14 protein-coding genes are annotated in these 15,046 nt (G+C 68.6%); 4 read left to right on the forward strand and 10 right to left on the reverse strand.

Annotated elements, in window-relative coordinates; all coding sequences use genetic code 11:
• The first annotated feature begins 80 nt into the window (after positions 1 to 80).
• Together LuPra_RS28080 and LuPra_RS28085 are read left to right on the forward strand one after the other, a co-directional pair.
• Complete coding sequence (locus LuPra_RS28080; RefSeq protein WP_110173836.1) at positions 81 to 818, forward strand: 4'-phosphopantetheinyl transferase family protein; 738 nt, start codon at positions 81 to 83, stop codon at positions 816 to 818.
• The gene (locus LuPra_RS28085; protein ID WP_110173837.1) at positions 818 to 1,336 is read left to right on the forward strand and encodes a DUF2721 domain-containing protein; all 519 of its coding nucleotides are present in this window, start codon (positions 818 to 820) and stop codon (positions 1,334 to 1,336) included. Before LuPra_RS28080 ends, LuPra_RS28085 begins: the two co-directional genes overlap by 1 nt.
• Positions 1,337 to 1,522: 186 nt before the next feature.
• On the opposite strand, the gene LuPra_RS28090 is transcribed toward LuPra_RS28085, so the two are convergent.
• From LuPra_RS28090 to LuPra_RS28100, 3 genes are read right to left on the reverse strand one after another with little or no spacing between them, the layout of a single operon-like run.
• Entirely contained in the window at positions 1,523 to 2,023 is a 501-nt protein-coding gene (locus LuPra_RS28090) for a hypothetical protein (protein ID WP_110173838.1), read from the reverse strand.
• Complete coding sequence (locus LuPra_RS28095) at positions 2,020 to 2,592, reverse strand: RNA polymerase sigma factor (protein ID WP_157899785.1); 573 nt, start codon at positions 2,590 to 2,592, stop codon at positions 2,020 to 2,022. The genes LuPra_RS28090 and LuPra_RS28095 overlap by 4 nt, the downstream gene beginning before the upstream one ends.
• A gap of 1 nt (position 2,593) precedes the next feature.
• Positions 2,594 to 3,520 carry a hypothetical protein gene (locus LuPra_RS28100; RefSeq protein ID WP_110173840.1) on the reverse strand — a complete coding sequence of 309 codons (927 nt, stop codon included), beginning with the start codon at positions 3,518 to 3,520 and terminating at the stop codon, positions 2,594 to 2,596.
• Between the two features lie 144 nt (positions 3,521 to 3,664).
• On the opposite strand from LuPra_RS28100, the gene LuPra_RS28105 reads away from it, so the two are divergent.
• Positions 3,665 to 5,164, forward strand: a complete 1,500-nt coding sequence (locus LuPra_RS28105; RefSeq protein WP_110173841.1) for an alginate export family protein — start codon at positions 3,665 to 3,667, stop codon at positions 5,162 to 5,164.
• 117 nt (positions 5,165 to 5,281) lie between these two features.
• On the opposite strand, the gene LuPra_RS28110 is transcribed toward LuPra_RS28105, so the two are convergent.
• Positions 5,282 to 6,748 (reverse strand): ammonia-forming cytochrome c nitrite reductase subunit c552, encoded by a 1,467-nt coding sequence (locus LuPra_RS28110; RefSeq protein ID WP_110173842.1) that lies wholly within the window; start codon positions 6,746 to 6,748, stop codon positions 5,282 to 5,284.
• A gap of 52 nt (positions 6,749 to 6,800) precedes the next feature.
• Positions 6,801 to 7,286 (reverse strand): cytochrome c nitrite reductase small subunit, encoded by a 486-nt coding sequence (nrfH, locus tag LuPra_RS28115; protein WP_110173843.1) that lies wholly within the window; start codon positions 7,284 to 7,286, stop codon positions 6,801 to 6,803.
• An 83-nt stretch (positions 7,287 to 7,369) separates the two neighbouring features.
• Here nrfH and LuPra_RS28120 point away from each other — a divergent pair, with 83 nt between their 5' ends.
• Positions 7,370 to 7,882, forward strand: a complete 513-nt coding sequence (locus LuPra_RS28120; RefSeq protein ID WP_157899786.1) for a hypothetical protein — start codon at positions 7,370 to 7,372, stop codon at positions 7,880 to 7,882.
• Here LuPra_RS28120 and LuPra_RS28125 read toward each other — a convergent pair.
• The 5 genes from LuPra_RS28125 to LuPra_RS28145 form a co-directional block, all read right to left on the reverse strand.
• Complete coding sequence (locus LuPra_RS28125; RefSeq protein WP_110173845.1) at positions 7,863 to 8,087, reverse strand: DUF3079 domain-containing protein; 225 nt, start codon at positions 8,085 to 8,087, stop codon at positions 7,863 to 7,865. The two genes, LuPra_RS28120 and LuPra_RS28125, sit on opposite strands and share 20 nt — an antisense overlap.
• Before the next feature lie 32 nt (positions 8,088 to 8,119).
• Positions 8,120 to 11,182, reverse strand: a complete 3,063-nt coding sequence (locus LuPra_RS28130) for a CHASE domain-containing protein (RefSeq protein ID WP_157899787.1) — start codon at positions 11,180 to 11,182, stop codon at positions 8,120 to 8,122.
• A 17-nt stretch (positions 11,183 to 11,199) separates the two neighbouring features.
• A complete protein-coding gene (locus LuPra_RS28135) occupies positions 11,200 to 12,111 on the reverse strand; it encodes an aldo/keto reductase (protein WP_110174905.1) in 912 nt (303 codons plus the stop codon).
• A 117-nt stretch (positions 12,112 to 12,228) separates the two neighbouring features.
• Positions 12,229 to 13,905 carry a glycosyltransferase family 39 protein gene (locus LuPra_RS28140; RefSeq protein WP_110173847.1) on the reverse strand — a complete coding sequence of 559 codons (1,677 nt, stop codon included), beginning with the start codon at positions 13,903 to 13,905 and terminating at the stop codon, positions 12,229 to 12,231.
• The gene (locus tag LuPra_RS28145; protein ID WP_157899788.1) at positions 13,905 to 15,026 is read right to left on the reverse strand and encodes an FAD-dependent oxidoreductase; all 1,122 of its coding nucleotides are present in this window, start codon (positions 15,024 to 15,026) and stop codon (positions 13,905 to 13,907) included. Before LuPra_RS28145 ends, LuPra_RS28140 begins: the two co-directional genes overlap by 1 nt.
• Between the last annotated feature and the right edge of the window lie 20 nt (positions 15,027 to 15,046).

Raw genomic sequence — 15,046 nt, forward strand, 5'->3', positions numbered from 1 at the left:
GCCCCGGGTCGCATTGCCAGGGCTCTCTCGGTGCACCAACGTGAAACGTGGCCGCGGTCTGACAATAGTACCCTTTCGGGGTGCGCGCGCTGCCGCCGCTGATCGACGTCACGTTCGTCCGAGGGGTGGACGGCGAACCACCCTGGACCGGGCATGTCCTCGACGCTGGCGAACTGGCGCGGTGGACCGGCCTGCACACGACGGCGCGGCCGCTGTTCCTGGCCGCACACCTCGGCGCCAGGCTTCTCGCGGCGCGGCGGGCCGGCTTGCAGGCCGACGGCCTGGGACTGGCGCCGGAGCTCACCGCCTTCGGGTGGGCGACGCTGCCGTCGGGGAAGCCGCTGCTGACCTTCCGGGATGGCAGGCCGCAGCCGTTGCACGTGAGCGTGGCACACGGCGGTGGCCTGGCCGTCGCGGCCGTCTGCGAGCACGGCCCGATCGGCGTCGACCTCGAACACGTGGACACGCGGCGCAATCTCGTCGGCATCGCGCGGCGGTTCTTCGCGGCCGAGGAGTGCGCGGAACTGGAAGCCTGTGGCAGCGACGAGCGGTCGCTGCTGTTTCATCAATGGTGGACGCGCAAGGAAGCCGTGCTCAAGGCCACCGGTCACGGACTGCGTGGCGGTCTCACGGTACGCGTCGATGCGCCGGCCGACCGCGACGGCTGGCGACCCGTGGCGCTCGAAGGGCATGAGGCGCCGCTGTTCGTGCGCGACCTGCGCACGCCCGACACCGGCGTCGTCGGCGCCGTCGCGATCGAAGGACAAGCCGGTGTGGTGCAGATGGTCATGACCACGGCCGCCGAGGAGAGCACCTGATGGATCCCACGACCCTGCCGGCCGGCGTCGTCAACCCGTTCGCGGCGCTCACCTTCATCGCCGCGCCGGCGTTGCTGACCAACGCGTCGAGCCTGCTGCTCATGGGCACCACCAACCGGCTCGCTCGCGCCGTCGATCGCGTCCGTGAGCTCGCGTCGCAACTCGAACATCATGCCCGCGGCGAGCAGGCGATCGCCGAGGTCGAACTGTGGTTGATGCAGCGGGCCGAGCAGCGCGTGCGCATCATCGTGCATGCGATGACGACGTTCTACCTTGCCGTTGGCAGCTTTTCTTTCGGCACCATGCTCGCGCTGATAGGCGCGGCGCTGGTCACGCCGGCGCACGAGGGCACGCGCATGTGGGTCCTGCGCTTCACCATCGGCGCCTGCGTCATCGGGGTGGCCGCGATCATGTCCGGATCACTGGCCCTCGTGTTCGAGAGCCGGATCACGTTCCGGATCCTGACCGAGGAAGCCCGCCAGGCCCGCGAACGTTACGCGAAGAGACAGATCGCCTAGGGCGCGAAAAGCGGTCCGTAGGTGAGCGTCGAGCAAGCTCGACGCTCACCTACCGGGTTCCGGGTACCGGGTTCCGGGTACCGGGTTAAGGCCGAAGGCCGACGGCCTTGGTAGGGGCCGGCTCTCCCCGGGCGCCGAATCGCGGAGCGCGAAGGTGGCCGAGCCCGGCCGAAGCGATAGCCCAGTTCACTCGTCCCGGAGCGCCACGTACAGCAGCACGGGTGTGGCGACGAGCATCGCGCCCGCGCAGAGCCAGATGGCGAGACGGAGCCCGGTTGGGGCGCCCCACGCACTGGCAGTCACCAGGTCGGCCAGGGCCTGGAGCACCGTCGACTTGCCCAGCCAATCCTGCAGCCACCATGCGAGCACACCGGTCAGCGAGGCGAGGAGTCCGACGACGGCCGCGGCGGCGATTCCGGTGGCGACAGTGATCGGCCGCGCCGCGAGCGCGGTCGCTTCCTGACGGGCACGCAATTCCGCCCGCCACCAGGCCTGCCCAGCCGATGGCACATGCGCCTCGGCAAGCGCCACCGCGCTGTCGTCGTGCAGTGCCGACGCGATGGTGTGGAGATCGCGGCAGCTGTCGCATGCCTCGAGATGCGCGGCCAGGTCGTCCGGCGTCGTGCGCGTGGCGTCGAGCGCGGCAGCGAGGGCGGCGTCCTCATGAGCGCAGACGCGACGCATCATCGGGCACCTCCACGGGACGGTGTGCGCGGAAGCAGCGCGGCGAGGCGCTGACGCGCGCGGAACAACAGCGTCTTGACGCTGCCGGCACGGAGGCCGAGCGACGCGGCAATCTCCTCGTGCGAGGAGCCTTCCGCGTAGGCGAGCCACAACAACTGCTGGTCGCGATCGCGCAACTGCGACAGCGCGCGACGGACGTCGGTCCGATCTCCGGTGGCATGGACTGCATCGGGAGCGCCCGCCAGCGATGCGCCGGCGGGCTCGTCGATGGAGACCGTCACCGGACGGAGGCGGCGGCGGCTGTCCCGCACCAGGTTGGTCGCGATGCGGTACAGCGCGTTGCGCTCGTGCGCCTGACCCTCATATGTGCCCGGCGTACGCAGGAACCGGTAGTACGTCTCCTGCAGCAGGTCGTCGGACGCGTGCGCGTCACGCGTCAGTCGATACAGGTACACCCAGAGCGCGCGGGACGTGCGGTCGTACAGCAGGCGAAACTCGTCTTCGCGCAGCACGAACGTGTCGTCGCTGGTAGACGCGGGAAGGGCGAGGACGTCGGCGCGGCTGTCGGTCATGTCAGAGCTGCGGTGCCGTACCGATGGTCGCACGATCCTCGCCATTCCGGATGAGGCCGAGGCGCCGCGAGATGGCGTACGAGAGACCGGCCGAGACCACGAACCCGCTGCCGATCGCCGTCACGAGCACGCCCAGCACTCGCAGCGGCTGGGCGATGTCGTCGATCACCCCGCGGCTGACGAACTGCAGCGCGATGCCCAGGGCGAGCGCGACAACCCCGGCCTGCATCGACCAGAGGATGCGGTTGATTGGCGCGGCGATTGGGGCGGTCTTGCCATCCAGCGCAATCGGAGCGGACTCCAGGAACTGCCTTCCGGCCTTCGACTCCATGTAGACGCGAAGGTCCTCGTTGTTCGACATGCGGTCCAGCAGCTTGCTGTGCGTGTCGACCTGCACCCTCGAGACCCGCTGCCAGCGGCGATGATCGAGGGTGGTCCTGACGATCCAGCCGAAGCCGAGCGCGGCACCCAGGATCAGGAACCCGGCCGAAATCGAGTTCATCAGTTCACGCCACATCCAGGTACCCCGCTCGGGCTCCTGAAAGCGGTGGGGTTCGCCGAGGAAGTAGGAGGGCGACCGCACGATTTCCGGATGCGCGGCGACGAAGGCCGCCAACCGGGGGTACGGGGCGAGGTAGTCGCCGTTGGTCAGGAGGGCCGGTTCTCGCTGGAGGACCTCGCGGACCGCCGGCGGGTGGTCCTGGAGCAACTCGTTCAGTTGGTTGCGGACGTCATCGGCATTCAGCTGCCGGCCGTCGGTCACGACCACGGGCGGCTGGGCCGCGGCGGCCACCGGCGCCGGGGCCTGGGTGGCAGCGTTGGCGCGCTGGGCGCACACCGGCGACGGTGCGGCGGAGAGGCACAGGACACCGAAGAAAGCGCGGAGAGCCAGGGGCCGGAGCGCGGCCGGGGCGGGAATCGTCATCATGCCCGGTATTACGTGGGCCCACGTAAAAGGTTGACCGATCCATTGGCCCGAACAGCGCCCTTGCTATAGCCTGCCCTTGCGGGTCGAGGCAGGCGCCCCCCCGGACATGGCGTCCGGCCGCGTGCCTGGGTCGACAGGTGCCGCGTGCCAACTGCCCGATTCACGGCGTCGTCCTTCCTTGTCGCCACGACCCTCGTTGTCGCGTGCCCCGTGAAGCCGGCGGCGGCGCAGCCGGCACCCGGCGCGCCGCAGGCGATCCCCACGGACTTCACGCTCACGGTGCGCGATTGGACGCGAGCGGAGGCGTGGAGCTACTTCGAACCCAATCCCGGCGGGGCGGATCCGGAGTACGCATACCTCTCCAATCGACTGCAACTGGAGCTCAAGCGGGTATGGCGCCGGGTGGACGTGCAGCTCACCGCCCAGCACGTCGGCTTCGTCGGGCTGCCCGATGACGCCACCGGGCCTGGGCCGCTCGGCCTCGGTTCGCTGTACTACGAGCAGGGCCTGCGCAGCACCCATCCCCAGCAACTGTGGCTCCGCTATGGCAATGTTCGCCTCAAGCAGATCCTGCCCGGGCTCGACGTGCAGGTCGGCCGATTCGGCTACACGTCGGGCGCCGAAGCCACGAGCGGCGAGGCCCGTATCGAGTCCATCAAGCGATCACGCCTCGATGCACGCATCCTCGGCGAGTTCGAGTGGTCGCTCTGGCAGCGAGGCTTCGATGGCCTGCGCGCGGACTGGACGCGCGGGGCCGTCAAGGTCACCGGCGTCGCGGTCAGGCCGACGCAGGGTGGATTCGCCCGGGTCGCCGGGCCCACGATCGATGACATCGACGTCTACGGCGGGACGGTGAGCGTGCAGCCCACGAAAAGGCTTCCGCACACGCAGCTGCAGGGTTTCGCGTTGCAGTACGACGACTCCCGTCGCGTGACGCAGCGCCCTGACAACACGGGCCTCGCCGCCGCGCGCGTCGACGTCGCCGTGACCAGCGTCGGCGGCACGCTCGTCGGCGCGTATCCGGTGGGACCGGGCACCCTCGACGTGCTGGCCTGGGGCGTCCTCCAGCGTGGCGACTGGTACGAACAGGACCATCGCGCAGGCACGGCCGCGCTCGAAGCCGGCTACGAGTGGACCAGGGCGCCGTGGACGCCATCGGTGCGGGCAGGCATGCTGCACGCCTCGGGCGACGACTCCGCGACCGACGGCCGTCACGGCACCTACTTCCCCGTTCTGCCCACGGTTCGCCGCTTCTCGCAGACGACGCTGTTTTCGACGATGAACGTCAACGATGCGTTCGTGCAGGTGATGGCGCGCCCGGCGCGCCGGGTTGGTATCCGCCTCGACATGCACGACCTGCGGCTGGCCTCTGCGGCCGACCTCTGGTACATCGGCAGCGGCGCAACCCTCGAGGAAGGCGGCGCGTTCGGCTACTCGGGCCGCTCCTCCAACGGCTCGCGCAACCTGGGCTTCTCCACAGAGGGATCGGTCGACATCGCCCTCACGCCGGTCTGGTCGGTCAACACGTTCGTCGGCCACGTGAACGGCGGCCGGGTCGTCACCGGCACGTTCCGCGACGATTCCTTCTGGTTCGGCTACGTCGAACAGGTGCTGCGCCTGGACAACGTCCTCCGACGGAGGTAGGGCCGCTGGGACTAACGCTTAACGCTTAACAATTGACGCTTGACGGTCGGGCCGGCTCTCCGATTCGTCCGCCGCAGCCTTGGCGGAGGTGGAGCCCGGCCCTCGCCTCGACCTGCATCATCGCGGGCTCGCCAGACCCTCACGCAGGGCGGCGGGGGCCTGTACCGGCGCGGGCGCAGGAGCTCCCGCGCGCAGCAGCGCGATCTGCCCCTGTCGCGAGTAGTCGATCGAGATCGCGAGCAGCCGCTCGGCTTCCTCCGGCGCATGGAAGCCAACCGAGTTCTCCGCTTCCACGAAGTCGAGGAGGAATTGCGAGCGGCGCTGATAGCCGCGCGCCTGCTCGAGCTGTGCCTCGCTCGCACCCTTGTCGCGTGCCGCCTTGGTGTCGGCGATGAGCGACATGAGCGCGTCCATGGCGCGGTTGCGCAGTTCGAACACGCGTCCCTGCAGCGTCTCGGCCCGGGCCTTCAACTCCTCTTCCGGCCACTTGTGGCACGTCTGGCACGCCCGGTTGATGTTCAGCAGCGGGCTGCGCACCCAGTGGTCGCTCACCTTCTGGCTGCCCTCGCGCTGGTACGGCATGTGGCAGTCCGCACACGCGACGCCCGAGCGAGCGTGAATGCCCTGGTTGTACATCTCGAACTCGGGGTGCTGCGCCTTGAGGGTCTTCGCGCCGGTCTCGGCATGCGTCCAGTCGGAGAAGCCCTCCTTCTCGTAGTACGCGAGGATCTCGTCGCCCTTGATGCCGTCCCGCCAGGGATAGGTGAGGCGCTTCTCGGGTCCCTTGAAGTAGTACTCGACGTGACACTGCCCGCACACGTAGGTGCGCATCTCCTGACGCGTCGCCATCGTGTTGACGTCGTAGTTCTCGATCCCGGCCTTCGCCTTCACGAGCTTGATGCCCTCGAGGAAGCCGGGGCGCGTGACCCGCAGCTGCATCGTTGCCGGGTCGTGACAGTCGATACAGGCCACGGGGTGTTCGACCCGCTTGCGTGCCTCGGCGAATGGCAGCTGATTCATCATCTCGAAGCCCTTGATGAGATCGCCACCACCCATCTTCTTGTAGGGCACGTAGACGGAGCCGTGGCAGTGGATGCACGTGCCCGGCTGTTTGGTCACCTGCTGGCGTTCCGTGTAGGTCTGGTCGGCAAGCATGTAGGCATGCCCGCGCTCCTCGCGGAAGTCCTTCGCAAACGCATAGCCGGCCCACATCGTCCGCAGGCGCGGGTCTTCGTCGAGGCGTGACTGCGCGACCATCGACCGGGGATCGGCCGCGCTCGGCGCATGCGGCACGGCCTCGCTGCCACCGTAGCGGGTCCGCTGCTGGTCAACGGTGCGTCGGTAGCTGTCGTACTGGGACGGGAAGTTCTTGCCCCACACGGCGGGATCGGTCGTTTCGTCGGTGAGTTCCACGACGCGGAAGAACGGTTCGCGCGCCTCCTGCTTGCGCTGGAAGATGTTCACGAGCAGCGCCGTGACGCCGATCGCGAACGCGGCAGCAAGGACGGTCGTGATCGCCAGCAGCGTCCGGCTTGGCCGGCGAGAAGGTGCGGCCCCTGACGTACCGTCGGTCGGGGTGGTCACGTCGATGCTCCTTCGGGCCGCAGCGCGGCCCGTATGCGCGGTGAAAGTGCCGTCATCGCAGATGTCCGACCGAGTCGTGGCAGCGCACGCACGCAATCGTCTCGCCGCTCGGATGCGCGGTCTGGATCGCCGTGGTCATCGGGGCGTGGCACTTCTGGCAAGCGGCCTCGGCAATGCGCTTGTTCCGCGGGGTCGCTCGAATGTGTTCCGGATACCGGCCCGTCGTGAAGGCCAGCGAGTGCCAGAAGCCGTTGATGCCCTTGGTGACGTACTTCGCGACGTGCCCCGCGGGGGCGTGACAGTCGTTGCACACGGCCACCGAACGATGACTCGATCGCGTCCAGCCGTCGAACTGCTCGCGCATCACATGGCAGTTCGCGCACGCCGCCGGGTCATCAGTGAGGTACGCGGCGCCCTTTGCGTAGACAAACGTGTAGCTGCCGATGCCCGCGAGGACGCCGACCAGCGCGGCGGGGATCAAATACCACCGCAACCGGTACACCCCCTCGGCGATCGATGCCCCGGGACCCCACCTCATGCGAGCCACGATGCCCGCAACCCTACGCTTCCGGTCAGGAGGAGGCAAGCCCGACGTTCAAGACCGGCGTTCCGGAAGGCACCATGCTTGCAAGGACCATCGGCATGGGAGAACGACACATGTGGTTGCACGCACGACGCTACATCGCCTCGACGGTCCTGGTGGTCGCCGGTATCGGTGCCACCCCATCGCCCGCCCTTGCCCAGGAGCCAACGCGGCTTTCAGACGAGCAGGTCGAGCAGTTGCTCGAGCGTATCGAGAAGGCCGCTGACAAGTATCGCGAGTCGCTCGACGACGCGCTCGACAAGAGCCACCTCGACGACTCGAAGCGTGAGGACGAGATCAACCGGTACGTGAAAGAGTTCGAGGACGCTACCGATCGCCTGGAGAGCCGCTTCGACGACGACAAGACGGCGGCCGAGGACGTGCGCAACGTGCTCACGCGCGCGGTTCGGCTCGACAACATGATGAGCCGCTTCGCGTTCACCGACCGCGCCCAGGGCGACTGGCGGTTGCTCCGGAACGACCTGAGCGAGTTGGCGCGTGCTTACGGCGTGGCGTGGGACTGGACGGTCGCTACCGCGTCGCCGCGATGACGTCGGTGATCACGGGGGCGGTGTCGTCACTCTTGCCCTGGTCGTCGAATGCGGTGAGCCAATCTTCGCCGAAGAGTTCGATCGGGTGCGGGCAGCGGATGGTGCCGTTCCCGCAAACCATGTCCTCGGCGGGACAGTAGCGGCTGCAGCCCCAGCAGATACGTTCGGGGTGCCGCGGCGCGAGCGGAATCTTCGGAGCCGCCATGGATCGATCGTGCTACCGCCGTGCGGGTCGCGTCAAGGCTCGGCGGCGGTGTGCGTCTGTTCCGTGGAGCCCGGCGTTCTGGTCCACCGCTCGAGCATCTCGCGCAGCACCGGCATCTGTACGGGTTTGCTCAGGTAATCGCTCATGCCTGCGTAGAGGCAGCGTTCGCGATCGCCGTCGGCGCCAGCTGCCGTCATCGCAAGGATTGGCGGGCAGCGCTCGACCGACAGCGCCTCCCTGATCCGTCGGGTGGCTTCGTAGCCGTCGACGTCCGGCATGTGGCAGTCCATCAGGATGACCGCGTAGCGCGTGTCCTGCGCCATGCGCACCGCCTCGCGACCGTCTACGGCCACATCCGCGACGTAGCCAAGCTTCTCGAGCATCCGCACCGCCACGCGCTGGTTGACGGGGTTGTCCTCGGCCACGAGGATCCGTCGTCCAGGCGAGCGGGAGGCGTCCTTGGGTGGCGAGTCGGGTACATCGGCCGTGAAGGGCGAACGATGCGGCTCGATCGCCGTGTCAGCCGGCGCGACGAACGTGAACCAGAACTGCGAACCGACCCCGAGGGTGCTCGTCACGCCAATCGTGCCGCCGAGGCTCTCGACGAGCCCCTTCGAAATTGCGAGGCCGAGGCCGGTCCCGCCGAACCTTCGCGTGGTGGAGGCGTCGGCCTGCGTGAACTTCTCGAACAGCAGGCGCTGCTTGTCCTCGGCAATGCCGATGCCGGTGTCGGTCACCGTCACGCGCAGCGTGACCTGGCCGCCCTCGACTGCGTCTGCTGCCACGGTCACGTGCACGGCACCAGCCTGCGTGAACTTGATCGCATTGCCGACGAGGTTGAACAGGACCTGGCGGATCCGGCCCGGATCGGTGATGACGGCGGGCGTGCCAGGCACGACGTGCGCGTCGAGTCGCAGCCGCTTCATCTGTGCCTGCACGCTCAACAGCGTCACCACTTCGCGCGCAATGACGCCGACATCGCACGTCATCTGCTCGAGCACGACGCGTCCTGCCTCGATCTTCGAAAAGTCCAGGATGTCGTCGATGAGGCGCAGCAGCGCGTTGCCGGAACGCCCGATGATCTCGAGGTACTCGCGCTGCTCGTCGGTGAGCCTGGTGCTCGACAGGAGGTTGGTCATTCCGAGCACGCCGTTCATCGGCGTCCGCAACTCGTGGCTCATGATCGCCAGGAAGTCGCTCTTGCTGCGGGCCGCCTGTTCGGCCTGCTCCCGGGCGAACCGGAGCGTCTCCTCGGCGTGGCGCCGCTCGGTGACGTCAGTACAGGTGCCGACGAGACGCGCCGGCCGGCCGTGCGCGTCGCGGGTGATGATCCGGCCACGCGCCAGCAACCAGCGCCAGTCGCCATCACGCGCCTGGATGCGGTACTCGGAGGCGTAGCGATCCCGCCCGCCGGCGAGATGCGCATCGAGATTGCGCAGCACCGCCGGCAGGTCGTCCTGATGCACGAGGGCGTGCCAGCGGTCGATGTTGATGGCCCCAGTCGGGGCGTCGAGGCCGACCAGCTCGAACAATCGCCGCGACCCGTACAGCGTGCCGATAGCCACGTCCCAGTCCCACACGCCATCGTCGGTGCTCTCCAGCGCGACCTTCCACCGCTCCTCGGCATCCCGCGCGGCAGCCTCGGTACGCAGGCGTTCGGTCAGGTCGACGAGCACGCCGGTGATGTAACGCCCCTCGGGCGCGTCATACCAGGACAGAGAGATCTCGCACGGGAACACCTCCCCCGAGTGTCGCCGGCCCATGATCCGGATCGCCGCCCCGGCGGCCACGCGACCCTTGCCGGAGAGGAACTTGCGGAGACCATCCTCGAACCGCTCGCGGTCGACCTCGGCGATGTACTGGATGCTGTTGACGCCGCGCAACTGCTCACGCGACGCGCCCAGTATCTGCTCGGCGGTGGCGTTGGCGTAAGTCAGTCGTCCCTGCGCATCGGTCGTGACGATGGCGACGCGAGCCGATTCGGCAACAGCCATGAACGCGCCTTCCGATCGCTGCAGAGCCACCGCCCGTTCTGCCGCGAGCGCCTCGGCACGGTTGCGGACACGCCGCTGCGCGAACAACAGCATTGCCAGCACGCCGTTGAGCGCGAGTGCGGTGAGCGCGGCAACGCCTGACATGACCCTCTCGGTCGACACGAGGCTCGACGGGCCCGCCTCGAACACGAGGCTCCAGCGCTGTCCACCGGTGATCACCTCTCGCACGACGGTGAAAAGCGGCGCACCGTCGATGCGATCGGTTCCTTCGTCCAGGTGCAGCACGGGCCCGTCCTCGCCACCCTCGCGCAGGGAGAAGCGGGGCGCCGGTTGTCGCTGCGCGATTTCCGCCACGACGTCCGGCAACCTGAAGGGCGCGTACACGAACCCCAGAAGCGCGGAGCGCTGTCGTTCGGGGCCACCGAGCGGCAGCGACGCGCCGTACACCGGCATCAGCAGCGCGAACGCGAGCGCATGCGGGGCACGAGGGTCACGACGCAGCCGGACGCCTCCGACCAGCACGACGCGCCCGCTGTCACGCGCCCGCTCGATGCCGTTCAGCCGGGCCGTCTCGGACCCGAGATCGAAGCCGAGTGCCTGCCGCAGGTCCTCCGATTCCGGCTCGAAGTAGGCGACCGGGTAACGGTCGGCACGCTGACCTGTGGGCCAGACGTCATACGCCGGGGAGCCCTGTGCACGCAGCCGCGCGACGTGCGCCGCCAGATCCTCCTGGGGAACGCGGGGCGTGAAGCCGAGGCCCACCATCCCGGGCGCCGTCTCGCGCAGGGCGAGGCCGCTGGCGTACGTGTGCCAGAGCGGACGGTCGAGTTCGGGCGTCGAGCGTGCGAACGCCGCGGCGCCGCGGAGGACGTCCTCGTAACGGGCAAGCTGTTCCTGCAGCTGCGCAGTGGCATCCTCGGCCTGATGGACGAAGCGCTCTTCGGCACGCCGGCGCATCGTCCGGTCGCCGTGATACCAGCCGAGCAGGCAGGTCAGCAGCGACACGCTCAGCACCACCCACGCCGCGGCGCGGTGCATCGCCAGGCGGTCCAGCCCTTCGGGGGCTGCGATGCCGTGGCCTGGCGTTGGCATTGGTGGCATGACGTGCGGAGCGACGCTCACTCGAAGGCCGCGACCATGCGCCGCCGCAGGCCCGCGTCGGGGAGGATGCCTGCCCCGGCCGCCGCGTTCTCGCGCATGTGCTCGGGACGGCTGGTGCCGGGAATCACGCAGGTGACAGACGGATGCGCGATGACGTACTTCAGGAGGACCTGCGCCCAGCTGCGACAACCGAGTTCCGACGCCCAGGCTGGCAGTGGCGTGCCCTGGACGCGTTGGAGCAGTCCGCCCCCGCCGAACGGCAGATTCACCAACACGGCAACGCCGCGATCGGCCGCCAGCGGCAGCAGCCGCGCTTCCGATGCGCGGTCGTCGATCGAGTAATTGAGCTGTACGGAATCGACCGCCTCGGCACGGATGACCGACTCCAGCGCCGCGTGGGCATCGTCACGATAATGCGTAATCCCAAGGTGACCTATTCGCCGCTCGTGTTTCCACGCGCGCAACGTGTCGAGGTGCGTGCGCCAGTCCACGAGATTGTGGATCTGCATCAGCTCGATGCGCGGATGCTGCAGCTTGCGTATCGAGGCCTCCATCTGCGCGATACCGGCCTCGCGGCCCTCCGTCCACACCTTCGTGGCCACGAAGGCGCGATCGTGCGCCTGCAGCTGCGTCAGCAGCGCACCGGCGACGTCTTCGGACGACCCGTACATGGGTGAGCTGTCGATGACGCGGCCGCCGGCGTCGAACAGCGCGCGGAGCACGTCGGCCCGCTGGGCACGCGCCGCCGCATCCGCGCCGACGTCGAATCCCCGCCAGGTCCCGACACCGACCACGGGCAGCGGGATGCCCGATGAGGGAATGGGCCTGGTGAGCATCGTCGAGCTGCCCTCTGTGAACGCCGTGGCGACAGGCGTGCCGCCCGCAATCGCGGCGGCCGACGCGCGCAGGAACTGGGCACGAGTCAGCATCATGACCGACGCCATTATGGCTCCGTCAGTCCGGTCCGCTATCGGCGGAAGCGTGGGACGGTGTCCGTCAACCGAACCTGTCCGCCGTAGCCCTAGCGAAAGTGGAAGGTCGGCGGGTCAGCAGCCCGGTCTGGCGGCGAGCACACGCACCGTCGCGTGCCGATGGATCTCGAGCATCGGAGCGGCCGAATCGCCCCAGCAGGAAATCGGACCGAATCGCTGCTCGAAGTCGGCACGGTCGTCGGAATCATCGATCAGGATTGGCCGGCGGCCCTCGGCAATGGCTGCTGCGATGCCGCGCCGCAGTTCTTCCGGAGAGATGACGTCCCAGCGAAAGGCGGTGATGCCCGCGTAGTGTCGCAGGCTGCCGCTGTGGATGCGTGTGATCGCCGGCCGATCGAGCAGGCCTGCGCGGCGCATCGCCTCTGGCAGAACCTTGAACCGCATCATCGACTCGTGCGAGATCCGCATCGCCACCGATCGCTGTGCAAACTGCACCTGCCAGCCGATCACCACGAGGGCGAGCACCGGGAACACGACGGGCCAGCGCGCCGTCCAGCGTCGCGTCACCGACGCGGCGATCAGGAGCATGACGGGGAGGGCGGGCAGCAGGAACCGCGCGAACGTCCATTGCGGCCACGGCAGGTAGACCAGGTAGATAGCGACGTTGACCGCGGCAAACGCGACGAGCGGGATCAGTCGCGCGCGTCCCCTCGCGACGACCTCGATGCCCCCCAGCACGAAAGCTACCAGCGGCAGCGGCGACATCGTCTGCCACAACCACGCAGCGTACCGCTTCGCGTTGTCTGGGACATGCGACGCAGAGAACAGCTCGGCGAAAGGTCCGTAGCCGGTCGCCGCCGGCCCGCCGTACAGCCGTTGGTTGTGCCACGCCAGGAGCCCGGCAAGCGGAGACGCCGCGAAGCCGACAGCGATCGCGCCCCGCACACCCGAGGTGACCAGCGCGCCGCCAACCGGACCGATCAGCAGCGGCACCAGGTTCGGTCGCACCGCGATGGCCACTCCGGCCAGCATGCCCGAGACAACCGGCATCAGCGGACGTGCGCTTGCCGCCACCGCGAGACTCCACGTCCAGTACGCCGCGGCAAGCGTGTCGCTCATGGGCACGGCGGCCTGGATCAGCACGACAGGATTGCAGGCGACGATGGCAGCCGCGACGAGCGCGGACGTCTCGTCGAACCACGCACGACCGAGGACGTACGTCCCCAGTACCAGCGCAACTGCCGCCATCGGCGAGACCAGGTACACGGCCCACTCGCCGGCTGCGGCAAACAGCGCCATGTGCAACGACGTGCCTGGGGGATACAGGGCGATGGCCATGGGCACCGAGTCGTTCCGGTGGATGTACCCGAGCGGCACTGACGCGGCAGCGGGAAAGAAATGCCCGTCAATCCAGTCCAGGTGCACGAGCGTGCCCTGCCGCCAGTCGTTTGCCTGTGACACGTACCCGAACATGTCGGCAGCCGCGGCGACGGGCGCGGCATGCGTCCAGGCGAACCCGGCGCAGGCGGCCATCGACAGCGGAAGTACTACTTTGCCGAACAGCTGGAGCAAGACCGTCCGCTCACGAGGGGCGTTCGCGAGGAAGGAACCTGCAATGACGGCAATCGCCATCGGCTTGAGCACCGACGATGATGAGACACGGAGGCCAAACGGGTCGAACCGAAAGCCGCCGGTGATCCACGTCGCGAGCGCCACGACACCGGCCACCGCCAAGATGGCCCAGAGGGCCCATGCGCCCCACCGACGCGGCTGGCGCGCCTGCTCGCCCATCAGCGATGCCCCAGCCTGAACGCGCCCTCAGGTTGTGCGTCGTCGATGATCAGTTTCGCACCATACTCGCCGATCGCCGGGCCCATCTTGAAGCCGTGACCGGATCCTCCGCCCACGAGCCACACGTTCGATGCGCCCGGGTGACGATCGATCAGGAAATGCGAGTCCGAGGTCAGCTCGTACTGGCACACCTCGGAGCCGAGCAGCGGGGCGTCGGCGAGGGCCGGGAAGCGGAGGCGCAGGAACGCGCGCGCCTCGGCAAGCATCTCGGGGGTGTGGGCGCGATCGCCGCTGGTCGGGTCGAACGTTGCGCCGTTGGTGTCGTCAGCGACCTTGAAGCCGCGATTGGCATTGCCCGGAATGCCGTAGATCATCCGGTCGCCGTAGTCCACCCACACCGGCATCCGGGGTGGCAGCCAGCCGGCATCGCCCGCAGGCGTGGCGAAGTAAAACGACTCCTGGCGTGACGGGCGGATCCGTGAGCCGACGACGTCGGGCAACATCGTGCCCAGCCAGGGACCGCACGCGAATGCGAAGCGATCGGCTGTGAGCGTGCGGCCATCGTCCAGGGTGATGGCGCGCAGCGTCCCACCAGCGGGCTCCGGCGACCTCACCTGGCCTACCAGGTACTGCCCGCCTTCCGCAACGAGCGTCTCGACGACGTTCTCGCAGGCGCGACGCGCGAGCGCAAATCCCGCCTCGGGCTCCCAGAGCACGTGGGTCACGCCGGTGAAGCCGACCTGGGGCCACCGTGCGCGGGCATCGGCCGGGTCGAGCCATTCCACGGGCAGGCCGGCGGCCCGCATCGGTTCGACGGACTGCTCGCCGAACGACGCGTTGCCGCTGAAGAGCCAGAGCGCTCCGGTGCGGTGGAAAAACTGGCGCTGTGTCCTCGCGTCGTGTTCCTGCCACAACCGCATGGCACGCGCGGCGAGGTGTGTGTAGATGGCGCGGTCGCCGTAGGTGCCGCGAATGATGCGCGTCTCGCCGCCGGAACTCGCCCGCGCGTGCCCGGGCCCCCAGGCGTCGACCAGCGTCACCGCCGCGCCGGCGCGGCGCAACATCAGCGCGATCCAGCCCCCAAACGCGCCGGCTCCCACCACCACCACGTGCAATTTCACGATTTCAGAATTTCAGAAGT

It is taken from the genome of Luteitalea pratensis, from assembly GCF_001618865.1.
Classification (GTDB): Bacteria; Acidobacteriota; Vicinamibacteria; order Vicinamibacterales; family Vicinamibacteraceae; genus Luteitalea; species Luteitalea pratensis.